Raw genomic sequence first — 17,078 nt, 5'->3', positions numbered from 1 at the left:
ACGATGCTCGAACTGCTCCTGCTGCTGATGTGCGCGAGCATCCTCGTGAGCGGAGTGCTGGCCGTCTGCCTGAAGAATCTGCTCGCCGCGATGGTGAGCTCGGGACTCGCGAGCCTGTTCGCGGCGGTCGCCTTCCTGCTGCTCGCCGCGCCGGACGTCGCGATGGCCGAAGCCGCGATCGGCTCGGGACTCACGACCTTCGTCTTTCTGTACGCGATCCGCAAGACCGGCTATCAGAAGGGCTAGCGCATGTTCGAATTGACCGGCAGCGTGTTCATCTTGTTGGGCGCCGTCTTTCTGTTCTCTGCCGGCCTCGGGCTGCTGCGCATGCCGGATGCGTATACGCGCATTCAGGCCGGCACCAAGGCGTCGACGCTCGGCAACATGCTCGTGCTCATCGGCCTCGCGTTCTACCACCCGAGTTGGACCTTCCGCCTGATTCTGCTGATCTACTTCGTGCTCGTGACCAACCCGGTGTCCTCGCATGCGCTATCGCGCGCCGCCTGGCTGATCCGCACGCCGATGACCCCATCCACGATCACCGACGCGCTCGCCGACGAAGACGCACGCACCGCCGGGAAGGCCGAATCATGATGCGTCGCGTGTTCGCGCTGCTGACGGTGCTGCTGTTCGCGGTCGTGTTCTGGCGGATCGTCGGCGGCTATGCGGAGTTGCAGGGGCTGCGCCCGCTCGCGTGGTACTACGTCGTCAGAGGGCCGCTCGAACTCGGCGCGCCGAACATCGTGACCGGCATCCTGATCACGTTTCGCGGCTTCGACACGCTCGGCGAAGTCGCGGTGCTGTTCATGGTCGCGGCGAGCGTCGGCATGCTGCTGAAAGAGGAAAGCGCAACACCCACCGCTGCGCCGGACGAAGCTGCGCTTGCGCGCCGGCCCGCCGGCGAGATCGTACATACCGGCAAACAGGTGCTGCTGCCGATGATCTTCACCTTCGGCGGCTACGTGATCGTCAACGGCCATCTGTCGGCGGGCGGCGGCTTCCAGGGCGGCGCGATCGTCGCATCCGCGGTGATGCTGATGCTGCTCGCGCGGCCCCGCTCGACGCTGAACGTGGCGCTGCTGAGCGTCGTCGAGTCGCTCGCGGGCGTGCTCTACGTTTGCATCGGCATTCTGGGCCTCGTGCTCGCGGGCGGTTTTCTCGACGCGCGCTTTCTGCCGCGTGGCCAGTTCGGCGCGTTCTTCAGCGCCGGCGCGATCCCGCTGATTTCCACGCTGCTCGGTGTCAAGGTCGGCGCGGAGCTTAGCGTCATCATCGACCGGTTCAGAAGCTGAACGAAAAGGAGAGCGCATGAGCACCGGCATCCCGGTTTCGAAGATCCTGCTGATCACGGGTTTCTGCCTTTCCTTGATCGGCCTGTGGGGCATGCTGACCCACCGCAATATCCTGCGCATCATCATCGGCTTCGCGGTGATCGACACGGGCCTGCACATCGTGATGGTCGCGACCGGCTACATCACGGGCGGCACTGCGCCGATCATCGATGCGGCGCTCAGCAAATCCGCGGCCGCGCACCGCGCGATCGATCCCGTTCCATCGGCGCTCGTCGTCACAGCAATCGTGATCGGGCTATCGGTCACCGCCATCATGCTGTCGTTCGCAATCCGTCTCTACGCGGCCAAGAAGACGCTCGCCATCGACGCCTTCACCGAGTCGAAATGGTAGCCGCGCTGTTCCATCCGTTGCAGATCTTCATTCTCGGGCTCGGCGGCGGCTTCGTCATTCCGCTGCTGTATCGGCTCGGCAAGCCGTGGCTCACGCTCGGCTTCTTCATCGCGCTGTGCGGAATCGTGCTGGTCTCCGGGGTGTCGTTCTACGGCCTGCTCGACGGCGGCGATACGATCGAAGTGCTGACCGCGGGTGCGCTGCCGCCGGTGTCGATCAATCTGCGCTTCGGCTTGTGGGAAGGCTTCTTCACGTTCAGCGTCAACGTGGTCGCGCTGCTCGGCGCCTTGCATCTGTGGGACCGACTGCGCGGCAACTACGCGGCGTTGCTGCTGTACCTGATTCTGGTGATGGGCATCGACGGCATGGTGATGACCCGCGACCTGTTCAACCTGTTCGTGTTTCTCGAGATCGTGTCGATCGCGACATACGGCCTGTTCGGGCTCGAGCGCACGCCCGCCGCGCTCGCCGCCGCGTTCAAGTACATCCTCGCGACCGTGATCGCGTCGACCCTGTTCCTGCTCGGCGCGGTGCTGCTCTACCATGTAAGCGGCACGCTGAACATCGACGAATTGCTGTCGCTGCGCGAGCAGATCGGCGGCCCGATCGGCACGGCCGCGATTCTGCTCGTGTTCGCGAGTCTCGTGATCGAGCTGAAGCCGTTTCCCGCCAACGGCTGGGGGCTCGACGTCTACGAGACCGCGCCGAGCGGCGTCGCCGCGATGGTATCGGTCGGCGTGTCGGCGGGCGTGTTCTTCGCGCTGCTGAAACTGCTGCCGCTTTTCGACGGCCAGCTGACGCTTCTCGCCGTGTCGGGCGGCGTCACGTTTCTGTTCTCGAACCTGCTCGCGATCAAGCAGACGAAGCCGCAACGCGTGCTCGGCTATTCGTCGATCGGGCAAATGGCGCTATTGATGCTTTCGCTCGCGTTGCTGCGCCAGGTCGGCGCGGACGCATCGATCCCGCTCGTCGTCGGCGGCCTCTTCATCAACCATCTGTTCGCGAAGGCGGGGCTGTTCTGGCTGAACGGCGTGCTGCGGCGGCATGGCGACGACGCACGCGCGATCCTGTCGCGCAGCCCGTTGCTGATCGGCCTGCTCGGCCTCTTCCTGGTGGCGATCGCGGGACTGCCGCCGTTCCCCGGCTTCTGGGCGAAGTGGGAACTCGTAATGCGCCTGACCGCCGCCGGCAAGCCGTACTGGATCGTGCTGATCCTGAGCGGCTCGCTGCTCGAAGCGGGTTACATGTTCCACTGGTTCGTGCGCGCGCTGGCGCCGTCCGGTGTCGAGGCCAAAGCGCGCCCGAACCTCGCCGCGCTGCTGCCGCTGTTCGGCGTCGCCGTGCTGCTGATCGCGGCGGCCTATATGGCGGCCGTGTTCTCGGGCGTCGCGTCGGCGTGGATCTTCTCGCCGCTCGCGGCGGGCGCGCTGTTCTATGCGGCCGATCGTCTGCCAGGGCGCGTGAAAGGCGTGCTCGCGGTGATCGCGATTGGATTGATCGGCAGTCTGCTTTGCGAGGGCGCGGGCCGTATCGCCGGGCTGTTCGCCTGGCTGCTGCTCGCGGGCAGCCTCGTGATCGCCGCGGCGAGTCTCTATCGCGACGATGCGCGCCCCGGCTTCTATCCGATGCTCGTCGTGCTGTCGCTGTCGATTCCAGCGCTGCTGCGCTCGTCGACGTCGCTCGAATTCTTCTATAGCTGGGAAATCATCACGCTGTCGTCGTGTTTCCTGATCGCGAAGTGCCGGCGCGCGGGCCCGCACGTGCTGACCTTCCTGCTGTTTTCGCTGCTGGCGGCGTTCTTCCTGCTGGCGGGCTTCGCCAACGTCGCGGTGATCGACGACACCATCGCGCTATCGGCGCTGATCCATTCGGGACCGGAAGCGAACCACGCGTTCGTGCTGCTCGCGGCCGGCTTCCTGATCAAGGCGGGCGCGATCGGCGTGCACGTATGGCTGCCGGGCGCCTACACCGAAGCGGAAGACGACATGACCGCGATGCTCTCGGCGGTGGTCAGCAAGGTCGCGATGTTCGGCCTGCTGATCGGCACCTATCTGACGATACGCTCGGAGGTCGGCCTCGAACTCGCGCACGTGATGACTTGGATCGGCATGCTGACGACGCTATTCGGCGCGCTGATGGCATTGCGGCAGAACGACTTCAAACGCATGCTCGCGCTGTCGAGCATGAGCCAGACCGGCTATATCGTCACCGCGATCGGCCTGATGAGCCATCTCGGCTGGGTCACCGCGCTGTACCTGGTCGCCAATCACATGTTCGTGAAGGGCATCCTGTTCCTCGCGCTGGCGGGTGTGATCTTGCGCACCGGCACGCGCAACTTCGCCGATGTGGGCGGTCTCGCGCGCGAGATGCCGCTGACGTTCGCGATGGTCGTGATCGCGCTCGTGTCGATGTCGGGCCTGCCGCCGCTGATGGGCTTCGGCGGCAAATGGCTGTTGTTGAGCGCGATGATCGACAAGGGCTGGTTCGGGCTCGCCGTGTGCGGGCTGCTCGCGACCTGCGCCGGCTTTCTGTACATGCTGCGACTGTTGAACGGCGTTTTCCTGAAGCCGCGCCCGCCGCAGCGGCCACAGGTGCGCGAAGCGCCGGTGATGCTGCTGGTGCCGCAGTTCCTGTTCGTGGTCGGAATCGCGATCCTGTCGTTCTTTCCAAAGGTGTTGCTCGAACCGGTATCCGCCGCGATCGATCCGCAGTTCGCCGCGACACTGGTATGGGGCGGCATGTCGCTCGAAAGCATCTACGGGTTCTGGAATCCGACGCCGGTCGTGATCGTCGTGCTGATCGTCACCGCGATCGTGTTCGGACTCGGTGCGCTGTACTACCGCAGCCGCCGCGGCAACGCGCGCAACGCTCCGGACTTTTACCACTTCTATCGGCCCATGCTGAGCCGCACGGTGCCGCCGGTCGCGCAGATTTTCTGGCGCGGCCTATCGCATTTCGCGCTCGCGGCGGCGGCACGGATACGGCGCGTCTATACCGGCAACGGGCAGACCTACGCGCTCTACGTGCTGCTGTATTTTCTCGTGATCTATTTTGCTAGCACGGGATTGAGTTCAGCGGGGACGCCATAGCGGTGCGGGTGGTCCCGGCGCGGCGGCATGGGAGCCGCCGCGCATGAGGTTCCGCGCGATCCGGTCGTGCGCACCCCGTTGGCAACTCAACGATCAGCGAACGAAATATTCTTCCGCTACCCAGCCGTCCTTGGTCAGGCGCACGCCCTCGCGCAGCTGCATGGTGCCGGCGCCTTCGATCACACGCGCCACCATCGGGAACACTCGCTGGAACTCGGATGTCCTGGCAAAAGGCGCCGGGTCGATCTTATAGGTGTAGAGCACCGAGGTCCTGGTCTCGCCGTCGCGGGTCACGGGCGGCTCCCAGCCCACCACCTTGTCCAAAGACAGCGTAGCCACGCATAGATCGGCGTCGTGCGTGAGGGTCTTCCCGGGTGTCGCCACCACCACCGGATTGTGCAGGTAGAACTTCCTGCCTTCGTCGGTCAGCACATACTCGCGTCCCGGAGCCTCGATCCTGGCTCCGTCCTCGCCAGTGCGCTCGACCATCATCGCGGTGCTCTTGACGAGGCCCAGCTTTTCCATCACCGGCAATTGCACCGCATCGCGGGAATGCGTGACCACGGCGTCCTGATCGGCCACGTGGATGGGCCAATCGTATTTCGCCACGCACAGGTGGCCGCGGTCGGCGAGGTAGTGCGTGATGGTGTTGGTGAAGTTCTCCGCGGAAGGTTCGGTCTTGTTCTGGCAACCACCCAACAAGAACGCCGCCGTCAGGGAACACGCAATGGCAGTGCCGCGCACCGCATTCGAAAAATGCATCATCGTGGATAGTTCAAGTATTCAGAAGGATCAATTCACGCAGCTACCGCTCGTGGGCTGCGTTGCGGGAGCGTGGTAGCCATCGCTCAAGGTATTCAGGAAACAGATCACGTCCTGCACGTCCTGATCCGACAGTTGCGGCGCCGAATGGACAGCACGCGGCTGCGCACCGTTCAACGCGGTGGTGCCGCCCGCGTCGGTCTGGCCCTGCCCCAGCGGCAGTTCCTCGTCGATATTGCCCTGGTAGGCGGCCGGCAGATCGTTGAACATATTCACCGTCGCGCCCGCTGCATAGGTGGGTTGCAGCGCATAGCTGGGGTTGCTGGTCAGTTTGGTCGAATCGCCACCCGTGGACGGATACCAGTACTCAGGGTTGGTGTCGCGTGTGTTGTAGAAGCGAACCACCTGCTCGAGCGAGTGGAACACGCCGTTGTGGAAGAACGCGTTGCGCGCGGCGACGTTGCGCAGCGTCGGCACCTTGAAGCGGCCGCAATACGGATCCGGGTTGTTCACGCCCGTAAAGGGGTCCGGGCCGGCGCCGCTGGTGGCCGAAAGCGGTGTGTGGCTGTCATAGCTGCCGTTATTGATCGGGCCGCACAGTCCCATGTCGTAGTAGCTCGCGTTCAGGTTGGCCGCGATGGGGTTCGGATTGTCCGGGATCGACGCGTCGTTGCGCGGCGCGCCGATCGCCTGATAGGTGAAGTCGGTCCCCAGCGCGTTCGAGCCGTTGAAGTTCGCGCCCATGAAATGACAGGCCACGCAGCCGGCTCCGTGATCGGTATCGTTGAACAGGTTCATTCCGCGAATTTCGGCTGGCGTCAATGTTCCGCCGATCTTGTTGTTCGCATACAGGTCGAATTTGCTGGAATACGGCGCAAAGCTCGGGTCCTCATTTTGGAAGGCCTGCAGCGCGAGTCCGATGTCCTGGAACGCCGTGTCCGTATCGCCGAACACGGCCGGGCCATACACCGCCGTGAACTTTGCGGCATATGCGGAGTTCTTCACCGCCTGCACCACCGCGTCCTTGGAGGCGTTGTTCATCTCGATGGGATTGAGGAGGGGCAGCGCTACCTGATCGGCCAGCGTCTTGCCGCGGCCGTCCCACATGAACCCGCCGCCCGGCGCGTTCGCCGTGATGCCGTCCGGGTTCGAAGCATTGTCGTCGTAGGCCGGCGTCATAGCCTTGTAGCGTAGCGAAGGAACCGCGCGCTGGCCTTCCGATACGCCATCGGAACCGAGCTGCACAGCCAGGCTGTTGGGCGGGCCGTAGGCGAACGCCGGATCGTGGCAGGACGCGCATGCCTGGTTCTTGCCGCCAGACAGGTTCTTGTCGAAGAACATTTGCTCACCGATCTGGGCCGCCGCGCTCAGTGTGCTCGTAGGCGCCGACCCCGGGGACCCCGTCGAGCCCGTGCCGGCGTCAGTCGAGGACGACTGCGACGAGCCCCCGCCCCCGCAAGCGGCCAATGTTGACAAGATGACATACAGCGCCCCCGCATAAACCTTGCGCATCGCTACTCCCCGGCTTTGTTCGATAAAACGGCCGGCGGGGGAGCGGCCGAACCACTCCCCCGCGCAGGCTACTGCTTGATGAATGGCACGCTTGCGCGTGCTTGCCCTTTAGTACTTTTTATTACTTCGCTGCCCACAGGTTCTTCTGGGTCGCGTCGGGACCGACTTGCGCCGGATCGTTGACGTCACCCGTCTGGAACCTCTGCGTGTAACCGGCCGGAATCACATAGGCGTGGTTCATCGGACGAACCGCGTCGTAGTGCGTATCGGCGCTGCCAGCGTATTCAGGCAGGTTGGCGATGTTCTGCGCAATGTACGATTCCGTGTACTTCGAACGGTTGGCATACGAAGTCGGAACACCTGGGTCGGCCAGCTGGAACATGTCCTGCAGCGTGCGCACGAACGAGAAGTGGCTATACGTATCGCTGTCGGCGACGCCCTTCGGCGCGGTGCCGACGTCTTGCTGGTTGGTCATCAGCACAAAGATCGAGTTGCCGTGACCCTTGTTGCCGTTGCCGTACTTCGCCTGGACCGGAGTCCAGGTGCCGTCCGCGTTCTGCATCTGCGTAGCCTTGCCACCCACGTCCCAGCCGCAGCACGAGCTGCCGGCGCCGTTGGACGCGCCATTGCCTTCGTCGAACATGACCACGATGGCAACGTTGCGCTGCTTGTTCTGCCACAGCGGCGAAGCCTTGATCTTCTGCACCACCGCGTTGGTGTAGAAGTCGGCGCGGGTCAACAGCGAGTGAGCCGGAACGGTACCCGAGGCGGTCGTGCTGTCCTTACAGGTGCCGTCGCTGCCGGTGCCGTGCAAGTCATCACACTGGTCGGGCATGATGAAGTTCAGCGTACCGACGTCGCCCTTGGCCAGGTCGGTGCTGAACTGGTCGACGTTGTAGCCGGTCGGAACCTTGTAGAGCGTCGTGCTGGTCAGGTCGGCCGCGTTGGTGTAGTACTGGGTACCGAAGATCGTGCGGTTGTTCGCGTAGAACTCCGGCTGGTTACGCACGTTCTGATAGGCCATGCCCGGATGGTGCTTGGTCTTGTAGAGCGAGCCGGGCATGGCGAACGGCGTGCCCGTCACGGTGATGCCGCCGTCGGTCTGGTTATAGGCCTGCGATATACCCGTGTCACCGAGGCTGTCGGCGCGCGGATCCTGACCCGGGTTCATGGATTCGCTGTAGGTACGCCACGTCAGGCCCGCGTTCGAAATCTGCGTGAACAGGTTCGGCGCGTTCATGATGTTGTGGTTGGCAACGGAGCCGGTGCCATCCGTCGAGCACGCCTGGTTGGCGGCTGCCGTGTAATTGGACAGCAGCGATCCAACGGCCACGGTGGCGCCGCCGGCGGTAGTACCGATGATCGGGTCGTTCGGCGTCAGCGCAACGTGGGCCGGCAGCGGTTGGCCGTCGGAAGCGGTGCCGCCGGCGAAAGGCTTGTCCGTCGGGGCGGTGGTGCCGGTGGCGGCGCAACCCCACCAGTTGTCGTCGCCGATACCGAAGTCGTCGGCGCCGCCCAAGGCGGTGTAGTTCGGCTCGGACGGGCTGCCGGTCGCGAAGTAGGTCGAGAAGTAGTTGCCGTTGGTGATCATCGAGTTGACCGCCGGCATGTACGCCGAACCCTTGACGCGGTTCGTGCTGCTGTTCTCCAGCATGATCACGAAGATGTTGTCGTAACGCGGAATCGCTTCGACGTTGAACGCAGCCTGCTGGGCTTGTGCGAAGGTGATCGCCTTACGCGCATCCGTCGGGATGGTCTCGCCAGCGGTGATGCCCGAAACGCTTGCCAAGGTGGGATCGCCTCCGGCAACGGCCAGCGCGTCAGGGTACTTGTCGCCACGATCGAGCTTCGTGGTCGCGTACGTGTAGCGGTTGATCAGTGCATTTTGTTCGAACAGCACGGCATACTGCTCGGCGCCGGACAGAGTGTTGACGTCGGCCAGGACGTCGGCGGCAGGAACCGTCACCGACGCGTTGTTGAACGCCGGGCCCGACAGACGAGTCGACAGATTGGCCTTCTCCGCCGCGTACTTGGTGCCGTTGGCTTCGACGAGCCGCTGCACTTCGCTCGACAACGGGCTGATCACCACCTTGCCGGCGCCCTGGTCGGCGATCTGGTCGGCCGAAGCGCGCAGGATCAGGTGGCTCGCGACCTTCGCGCCCGATGCCGTGTTGGTGGCCGAGGTCGTGATGTCAGCGACGAGCGGACCCGAGGCGGTCGTGGTCAACGAGAAATGGCCGTTGGCGTCGGTTTTCGCCGAGGCTTCGCCGTTGTCGAGCACACCGTTGCCATTGGCATCGACGAACACGGTGGCACCGGAGTAGTAGCCGGCCTTCAGGTTCGGGTTACCGGTCGCGCTGCCCGGTACGAAGGCAGCTGCGGCGACCACGCCCGAGTAGGTCGTGCTGGCGTTGTTGTTGGGAGCGGGGCTGTCCGAATTTCCGCCGCAAGCTGCGAGCACGCAGGCAGCGGCAACGGACGTTAGACAAAGCGCTGGACGCATTTTGTGATGCGATGACATTTGGAGGACCCTGTGTGAGTTGTTTCGGCAACCGCTTCTTTTATGGGGGGCAACACTTAGTAAAACGAGCGAATAATATGAAGGGATTGTGTAAAAAGTATGTCTGCCCACGATAAGGATTAGCGTGACAACCCGACTTGGTTCAGTTCGCGACGTCTTGCGAAAAGCCGCAATGCACGGGCAAGCGGTAAAAATGTTCCCGACTCCGCGCTACTGTTGATAAACACTCGAATGCTTCGCGTGCGTGGTGCAGCATCGTGTGTGTGGCAGGCTGGGCTTAGGGTTCGGCCGCGGCGCGGATGGCATCATCCGCCTCGCGTGAGCCGAACCAATGCACAAAGGTTTGAAAAAAACGATGCCTTTTCAGGCAAAGACGCCCTCGCAGGAAGACGGACGACCAGCGCGATAAGAGTAACGAAAAGAAATATTTCGCTTTTCTTACTATCGATGAATTACGTTATCGACGAGTACAAATAAGCCAAATACCAGCGCCAATAACGACGCCGGGCGATTCAAGTAATGACTCACTCGCTCGTAGAATCGACCGTCAATTGCGAACCGCTATCTCGCGCCGGACGCTGCACGACACGAACGAGCCCGCTGCCACCGCCGCCGCAGAAGAACAGATCCGCGCCGTTCGATTCGAGTCCGGAGATTCCAGCGCCGGCCGGCATCTCGACGCTCTCGAGCACCTCGCCGCTGCGTGGATCGATATGCCGCAGTTCGCTCTCGTCACCTTCCCACGTGCCATGCCATAGCTCGCCGTCGACCCACGTAATGCCGGTCACGAAGCGATTCGATTCGATCGTGCGCAACACCGCGCCAGTATCCGGATCGACCTGATAGATTTTCCGCTCGGGATACTGACCGACCCACAGCGAACCCTCGGCCCAAGTCAGGCCGGAGTGGCCGCCGTCGCCGGGCGCCGCGATCGTCGACAGCACACGGCCGCTCTGCGGATCGATCTTCTGGATGCGGCCATTCGCGATCTGGAACAGGTGCTTGCCGTCGAAGGCCGTGCCCGCGTCGGCGGCAACCATGATCGAGCGCAGCGTCTCGCCGCTCGCCGGATCGATCGCGTCGAGCCGTTCGCCGGTCGCGATCCACACCAGCCGGCCATCGTAAGTGACCCCGTGCACTTTATCGACGCCCGTAAAGGGCCCATATTCGCGGACGATTCTGGCGGCAGAGTGGTTCATGATGACCATCCTAATCACGAAGGGAACGGGGAAGGGAGTAACAAAGCCGTCGCGAATCCGGCGAGCGGCGGCGTCATCCATCGGCGCGCGCGCCCCTCGCCCACCGGCTGCACTTTGCCGGCCGCGGCTAACGTGTCGAGCGAGCGCTGCACGGTGCGCTGACTCGCGCCGAGCACGAGCGCAAGCGCGGAACTCGACCAGGATTCGCCATCCGAGAGAAACGCGAGCAGCGCCGCATGCTCGCCTTCGACTGGCGGCGCCAGCACGACGACCTCGCGCGCTTGCCGCGGCGCGAGCGCGAAGCCGCGCGTCGTCGCGCTGACGCTCGCGAGCGTGCCGAGCGCCGCACGCAGCCGGCCGATCTCGACGCGCAACCGCGCGCGATGTGATTCGTCGGCGCGTTTGGCGCGAAACGCGCGTGCGACGAGCGCGTCGCGCGGCACGTCGTCGGGCCATGCCTCGCCTAGCATGCGAGCAAGCGCGAACAACACAGGTCGGCTCGCGAGCGCAACCGCCGCGTTGGCGTCGCGGATCGCGTAGCGGCAAGCGTCGACGATGAGCGGACCACCATCCTGGTTCGAGGTCAGCAGCTTTTCGATCTCATCGAGGAGGATCGGTTCTTCTTCGCCCCTCGCGATCATGCGCGCCGCCGGCTTGCTCAGTGCAGCCGAAGCGTTTTCGACTTCCGCGATCAACGCCGGAATGCCGGCCTCGTGTGCCGCGCGTGCTGCCCGCGCCAGCGCGGCACGAGCGGCGCCGCTGCGCAAACGCCGCAGCGCGACTCCCGCGACCACCAGCTCATGCGCGGCCCGCAACGCGGGCGGAAACGGCCGGGGATCGAGCACGGCAAGCTTGCGCTCCGCTTCGTCGAGACGGCCGATCAGCAGCAGACGCCGCGCCGCCAGATACCGCGCATGCGCGGCATTCACGCGATCGCCGTGCGCGTCGAGCGTGGCGGTCGCGGCGTCGAGTGTTCTGGCGGGCCATGCGAGATCGCGCGACGCGAACGCGATCTCCGCTTCGGCGACCACGCAGCGGGCACGCGACACCGCATGCTGCGCGCCGAATGCGCGCGCGGCGGCGCGCACCAGCGCCTTTGCGCGCGCGAAATCGCCGAGCTGCGCCATCGCGATGCCGCGCAGCGCGAGCGCCGGCGCGTCGTCGCGCAACGCGACGCGGTCGAGCGCGCCGAGCGGATCGCCGGCCGCGAGCGCGCGCGCCGCCGCCGCAATCAGCGCGTCCACGGCGTGCGAGTCCGCGCGTAGCACGTCAATGCATCAAGCGAATCCCGCCACACTTGTCACTCCCACCCGATCGATGCCCGGTCCTAATCTAGCACGACCATCAACCGTCACCGACGCCTTCGGGCAAGAGCTCGCACGGCGCGGCACGACCCACGGAGGAACCCACGATGACCACGCATCCGATCGGAACCCGCGAACAGTGGCTCGACGCGCGACGCGCGCTGCTCGACGCGGAAAAAGCCCACACGCGACACGGCGACGAACTCGCGCGGCAACGTCAGGCGCTGCCGTGGGTGAAGGTCGATAAGGCCTACCGCTTCGATACCGACGAAGGCACCGCATCGCTCGCCGAGCTGTTCAGAGGACGTTCGCAGCTGCTCGTCTACCACTTCATGTTCGGGCCCGACTACAAGGCGGGCTGCCCATCGTGCTCGTCGATCGCGGACGGTTTCGGCGGCTTCGCTGTGCATCTCGCGCATCACGACGTGATGCTGATGGCGGTGTCGCGCGCGCCGCTCGAGAAGTTGCAGGCATACAAGCGACGCATGGGTTGGACGTTTCCCTGGGCATCGTCGGCAAGCGGCGATTTCAATTTCGACTTCAATGTCTCGTTCACCGAGGCACAGCAGCGCGCCGGCGATATCGAGTACAACTACGCACGCAACTCTCACGCGATGGACGTGAGTCCCGCGCCCGAACCCGTCGCGCAATTCGCGGCGACCTGCGGCACTGACGCGGCCACCTATTCGCGCGACCGGCCCGGCATGAGCGCGTTCGTGCTCGAAGACGGCGTCGTCTATCACACGTATTCAACCTACGCGCGCGGCGTCGATGCGCTGTGGGGCATGTACCAGTGGCTCGATCGCGCGCCGAAGGGACGCAACGAGACAGGCATCTGGTGGCGCCGTCACGACGAGTACGAGCGGTGATGGGCCCGCTCGTACGCGCTGCCTGCACGAACGGGCAGCACTTCACCACGTGGCGCGCGATGCGCTCATCGCAGCGGGTGTTCGTCGGCGTCTGCGCGTTGGTGTTCATCGCGAGCGTCGCGGCGACACTGGCGCACAACGCGTCGATGTCGGCGATGGGCGCGCTGCCGATGCCAGGCGGCTGGTCGATGTCGACGCTGTGGATGCCGACCTGCGGGCGCACGTGGGCCCGCACCGCGGCATCGTTCATCGGCATGTGGATCGTGATGATGGCGGCGATGATGCTGCCGTCGTTGATGCCGATGCTGCTGCGCTATCGCGAAGCGGTCGGCGCGCGGGCGAGCGCGGGGCGACTGGCGCTGCTGACGGTGCTGGTGAGCGGCGCGTACGCGGTCGTATGGACTGCGCTCGGCATGGCCGTGTTTGCGGTCGGTGCGTCGCTCGCGGCGCTCGAGTTGCGGTGGCTAGCGCTCGCGCGGTCCGTGCCGTTAGCGGCCGGCGTGGTGGTCCTGCTCGCCGGCGCATTGCAGTTCAGCACGTGGAAAGCCCGCCGCCTCGCCTGCTGTCGCGCGACACCGAGCCTCGCCGCCGACGCGGCAAGCGCCTGGCGCTACGGGCTGCGCATCGGGGTGGACTGTGCCGGTTCCTGCGCGGGATTGACGGCGATTCTGCTGGTCGCCGGCATGACGGATTTGCGCCTGATGGCCGCCGTGACGGCCGCCATCACCGCCGAGCGGGTCGCACCGGACGGCGCGCGCGTCGCACGGACGATCGGCGCCATAGCCATCGGCGTCGCTGGCTGGCTGCTTGTCCAAGCCGCTTCAGGCGGCTAATAGACGCGCCTATCCATCGTCGATCGCTTCGCAAATCGATGATCGACAGCCTTGCTGCCCCAATATTGTTTTAGTTACCGAAACAGTGAGTTCAGGAATTAGGTATTTACCCTAGTTCCGGCTCCCCCTAGACTGTCATCACTGCTGCAAACAAACGGTTTCGCAGCCTAACAAGACAAAACCTGGAGGTAGTAAAAATGAAATCACTCGTTCAAGCTGTCGTTATCGCCGCTACTCTCGCTGCTCCGGTTGCCGTTTTCGCTCAATCGAACCAGCCGCTGACCCGCGCGCAAGTTCGTGAAGAGCTGGTTCAGATCGAGAAGGCCGGTTACAACCCGGCGCGTTCGAACCCGAACGAATATCCGTCGAACATTCAGGCTGCCGAAGCTCGCGTCGCGGCGCAAAACAGCGCGGTCGGCGGCGTGACCAGCGGTTCGTCGCAACAGGGCCGCGCAGCGCAGTAAGCCGCGTTCCCGTTAGAAAGTTGCTGTTGATGTAGCTGTACCTGCCGGAGCGCTTTGCCATAGCTCTTGCAGCTTCCCCTGCTGGCCCGCCATCGCGATCGAATGCGATGGTGGGCCAGTTCCGTTTTAGCGGAGCCCGGCTAGTGTCGCGTCAGACCGCGCCCGGGTTGATATACGCGGTCTTCACCGACGTATAGAACTCGCGGGCGTAGGCGCCCTGCTCGCGCGGACCATAGCTCGATCCCTTCCTGCCGCCGAACGGCACGTGATAATCGACCCCCGCCGTCGCGGTGTTGACCATCACCATGCCCGCCTGCACATGGCGGCGGAAATGACTCGCGTACTTCAGCGAGGTCGTGCAGATGCCGGCCGACAGACCGAACTCGGTGTCGTTAGCGACCGCGAGCGCTTCCTGGTAGTCCTTGACCTTGATCACCGACGCGACCGGCCCGAACACCTCTTCGCGGTTGATGCGCATCGCCGCGGTCGTCTCCGTGACCAGCGCCGGCGCGAGGAAGTTGCCCGGCGTCGCGCCCTTGACGCGCTCGCCGCCGAACACCGTGCCGCCCTCCTCGCGCGCGATCGCCAGATAGCGCTCGTCCTGCTCGAGCTGCTTGTCGTCGACGACCGGGCCGATCTGCGTGCCGTCCGCGAGCGCATCGCCGACCTTCAGCGCGCGCATGCGCGCCTTCATGCCGTCGATGAAGCGGTCATAGATCCCCTCGGTCACGATCAGCCGGCTCGATGCCGTGCAACGCTGGCCCGTCGAGTAGAACGCGCCGTTGATGCAGGCTTCGACCGCGACGTCGAGATCGGCGTCGTCGAGCACGACCATCGGGTTCTTGCCGCCCATTTCGAGCTGGAATTTCTTGCCCGACTCGAAGCACTTCGCGCCGATCGCGCGACCCGTCGAGACGGAACCGGTAAAGCTGATCGCATCCACGTGCGGCGACGACACCAGCGCCTCGCCGACCACCGAGCCGCGGCCCATCACGAGGTTGATCACGCCCGCCGGCGCGCCCGCCTCGGCGATGATCTTGACCAGCTCCCACGTGCTGCCGGGCACCAGATCGGCCGGCTTGATGACGACCGTGTTGCCGTACGCGAGCGCCGGTGCGATTTTCCACGCCGGAATCGCGATCGGAAAATTCCACGGCGTAATCAGGCCCACCACGCCGACCGGTTCGCGCGTCATTTCGACTGTCATGCCCGGCCGCACCGACGGCACGATTTCGCCGCCGACACGCAGCGCTTCGCCCGCGAAGAACTTGAAGATCTGGCCGGCGCGGCCCACTTCGCCGATCGCCTCGGGCAGCGTCTTGCCCTCTTCACGCGCGAGCAGCTTGCCGAGCTCCGCCTTGCGCGCGAGGATCGCGCTGCCCGCCTGGTCGAGCACGTCGAAGCGCTGCTGCGGCGTGGACAGCGACCACGTCGCGAAGGCCTTGCGCGCGGCGCTGATCGCGCGGTGCGTCTGCTCGGCGTCGGCTTGCGCGAATTCGCCGATCACGTCGTCCAGATTCGACGGATTGACATTGCGCGACACGCTCGCGCCGTCGACCCACTGTCCGTCGATGTAGTTTGCAAATTGACTCATGTCCTGATTCTCCTTTCGAAAATTGCAGCGACAATCCGGTTATTCAGCAACCAGCAGGCCGCGAACCGCAAGGTTGCGATACAGAGCGCGCACGCCGAACGTCCACGGTTCGATTTCGGTGGACAGACGCACCGTGTTGGTCAGCGCGCCGAGCTGCGGCGTCGAAATCGTCACACGGTCGCCGAGGTGATGCGTGAAACCGGCGCCGGGCGCGTCGCGGTCCTTGATCGGCGAGAACATCGTGCCGAGGAACAGCATGAAGCCGTCCGGGTACTGGTGATGACGGCCACAGGTCTGCGCGACGAGGTCGGCCGGGTCGCGGCTGATCTCGCTCATGTGGCTTACGCCGTCGAGCACGAAGTCGTCGTCGGTGCCTTCGACGCGCAGCGACACGCTCGCGCTGCGCACCGAGTCGAGCGAGAAGGTGTCGTCGAACAGCCGCACGAACGGGCCGATTGCGCACGAGCCGTTGTTGTCCTTGCACTTGCCGAGCAACAGCGCCGAGCGCCCTTCGATGTCGCGCAGGTTCACGTCGTTGCCGAGCGTCGCGCCGACGACACCGCCGCGGCTATTCACCGCGAGCACGATCTCCGGCTCCGGGTTGTTCCACACCGACGCGGCGAGCAGACCGACGTCCGCGCCGAAGCCGACCGCCGACATCGGCTGCGATTTCGAAAATACCTCCGCGTCCGGACCGATGCCGACTTCCATGTATTGCGACCACGCATCGCGGCGCTCGAGCTCGGCCTTCAGCTTCATCGCGGCTTCCGAGCCCGGCTTGATCTTCGACAGGTCGGTGCCGATCGTCGATGCGATCGTCTCGCGCACTTCCTTCGCCTTCGCCGGATCGCCGCCGGCCTGCTCCTCGATCACGCGCTCGATCAGGCTCACCGCGAACGTGACGCCGCAGGCCTTGATCGCCTGCACGTCGCACGGCGCGAGCAGGCGCACGGCGGGGGCGCCCGCGCCCGGCAGGTTTGCGTCGATCAGTTGCGCAACCGGCCCGAGCGGCACGCCCGGCGCGCTGCGCGCAAATTGCGCGGCATCGTCGCGCTCGAACAGATCGGCGGTGGTCGGCACGCTCGCGGTGATGTCGAACACCTCGCCGCCGCGCACGACGACCACGCACGGTCCTTCATGCTGCTCGGACTTGCGCCACACGCGGCCGATCAGCAGCGCGTCGTTCAGATCGCCGGGAAGAAAGCTGGAAGAGGAAGTTGCGGACATGGGATGGGCTCTTTCGGGTAA

The 17,078-nt window shown here is 64.8% G+C and carries 15 protein-coding genes; 8 read left to right on the top strand and 7 right to left on the bottom strand.

Annotated elements, in window-relative coordinates; genetic code table 11:
• The first annotated feature begins 3 nt into the window (after positions 1–3).
• From VSR82_RS20910 to VSR82_RS20890, 5 genes are read left to right on the top strand one after another with little or no spacing between them, the layout of a single operon-like run.
• Positions 4–246 (top strand): hydrogenase subunit MbhD domain-containing protein, encoded by a 243-nt coding sequence (locus tag VSR82_RS20910; protein ID WP_018433708.1) that lies wholly within the window; start codon positions 4–6, stop codon positions 244–246.
• A gap of 3 nt (positions 247–249) precedes the next feature.
• A complete protein-coding gene (gene mnhG / locus VSR82_RS20905; RefSeq protein WP_410852757.1) occupies positions 250–594 on the top strand; it encodes a monovalent cation/H(+) antiporter subunit G in 345 nt (114 codons plus the stop codon).
• Entirely contained in the window at positions 591–1,292 is a 702-nt protein-coding gene (locus VSR82_RS20900; protein ID WP_410852756.1) for a Na(+)/H(+) antiporter subunit B, read from the top strand. The genes mnhG and VSR82_RS20900 overlap by 4 nt, the downstream gene beginning before the upstream one ends.
• Positions 1,293–1,308: 16 nt before the next feature.
• Positions 1,309–1,683, top strand: coding sequence for a sodium:proton antiporter (locus tag VSR82_RS20895; protein ID WP_410852755.1), 375 nt, complete (start codon positions 1,309–1,311; stop codon positions 1,681–1,683).
• Entirely contained in the window at positions 1,677–4,772 is a 3,096-nt protein-coding gene (locus VSR82_RS20890; RefSeq protein ID WP_429462966.1) for a proton-conducting transporter transmembrane domain-containing protein, read from the top strand. Before VSR82_RS20895 ends, VSR82_RS20890 begins: the two co-directional genes overlap by 7 nt.
• A gap of 93 nt (positions 4,773–4,865) precedes the next feature.
• On the opposite strand, the gene VSR82_RS20885 is transcribed toward VSR82_RS20890, so the two are convergent.
• The 5 genes from VSR82_RS20885 to VSR82_RS20865 all read right to left on the bottom strand — a co-directional run bounded on the left by VSR82_RS20885 (position 4,866) and on the right by VSR82_RS20865 (position 12,010).
• A complete protein-coding gene (locus VSR82_RS20885; protein WP_368582657.1) occupies positions 4,866–5,537 on the bottom strand; it encodes an SEN1982 family lipoprotein in 672 nt (223 codons plus the stop codon).
• Between the two features lie 27 nt (positions 5,538–5,564).
• Complete coding sequence (locus VSR82_RS20880) at positions 5,565–7,046, bottom strand: cytochrome-c peroxidase (RefSeq protein WP_429462967.1); 1,482 nt, start codon at positions 7,044–7,046, stop codon at positions 5,565–5,567.
• A gap of 121 nt (positions 7,047–7,167) precedes the next feature.
• On the bottom strand, positions 7,168–9,567 hold the full coding sequence (locus VSR82_RS20875) for an alkaline phosphatase family protein (RefSeq protein ID WP_429462968.1): 2,400 nt from the start codon (positions 9,565–9,567) through the stop codon (positions 7,168–7,170).
• A 524-nt stretch (positions 9,568–10,091) separates the two neighbouring features.
• Positions 10,092–10,766, bottom strand: coding sequence for a Vgb family protein (locus VSR82_RS20870; protein WP_429462969.1), 675 nt, complete (start codon positions 10,764–10,766; stop codon positions 10,092–10,094).
• A 14-nt stretch (positions 10,767–10,780) separates the two neighbouring features.
• Complete coding sequence (locus tag VSR82_RS20865) at positions 10,781–12,010, bottom strand: helix-turn-helix domain-containing protein (protein ID WP_429462970.1); 1,230 nt, start codon at positions 12,008–12,010, stop codon at positions 10,781–10,783.
• Between the two features lie 167 nt (positions 12,011–12,177).
• Between VSR82_RS20865 and VSR82_RS20860 the strand changes: the two genes are divergently transcribed.
• The 3 genes from VSR82_RS20860 to VSR82_RS20850 all read left to right on the top strand — a co-directional run bounded on the left by VSR82_RS20860 (position 12,178) and on the right by VSR82_RS20850 (position 14,236).
• Positions 12,178–12,939: a DUF899 domain-containing protein gene (locus VSR82_RS20860; RefSeq protein WP_429462971.1), complete on the top strand. Its 762-nt coding sequence runs from the start codon at positions 12,178–12,180 to the stop codon at positions 12,937–12,939.
• Positions 12,939–13,772 carry a DUF2182 domain-containing protein gene (locus tag VSR82_RS20855; RefSeq protein ID WP_429462972.1) on the top strand — a complete coding sequence of 278 codons (834 nt, stop codon included), beginning with the start codon at positions 12,939–12,941 and terminating at the stop codon, positions 13,770–13,772. Before VSR82_RS20860 ends, VSR82_RS20855 begins: the two co-directional genes overlap by 1 nt.
• Positions 13,773–13,969: 197 nt before the next feature.
• Positions 13,970–14,236: a DUF4148 domain-containing protein gene (locus tag VSR82_RS20850; RefSeq protein WP_176111596.1), complete on the top strand. Its 267-nt coding sequence runs from the start codon at positions 13,970–13,972 to the stop codon at positions 14,234–14,236.
• 151 nt (positions 14,237–14,387) lie between these two features.
• Here VSR82_RS20850 and VSR82_RS20845 read toward each other — a convergent pair whose 3' ends face one another.
• A complete protein-coding gene (locus VSR82_RS20845) occupies positions 14,388–15,830 on the bottom strand; it encodes an aldehyde dehydrogenase family protein (RefSeq protein ID WP_429462973.1) in 1,443 nt (480 codons plus the stop codon).
• A 39-nt stretch (positions 15,831–15,869) separates the two neighbouring features.
• Complete coding sequence (locus tag VSR82_RS20840; protein ID WP_429462974.1) at positions 15,870–17,057, bottom strand: fumarylacetoacetate hydrolase family protein; 1,188 nt, start codon at positions 17,055–17,057, stop codon at positions 15,870–15,872.
• Positions 17,058–17,078: the final 21 nt, after the last annotated feature.

The sequence above is a fragment of the Burkholderia sp. JPY481 genome (genome assembly GCF_038900515.1).
GTDB classification, from domain to species: Bacteria; Pseudomonadota; Gammaproteobacteria; order Burkholderiales; family Burkholderiaceae; genus Paraburkholderia; species Paraburkholderia youngii.
This window is presented reverse-complemented; position numbering and strand designations above follow the sequence as displayed.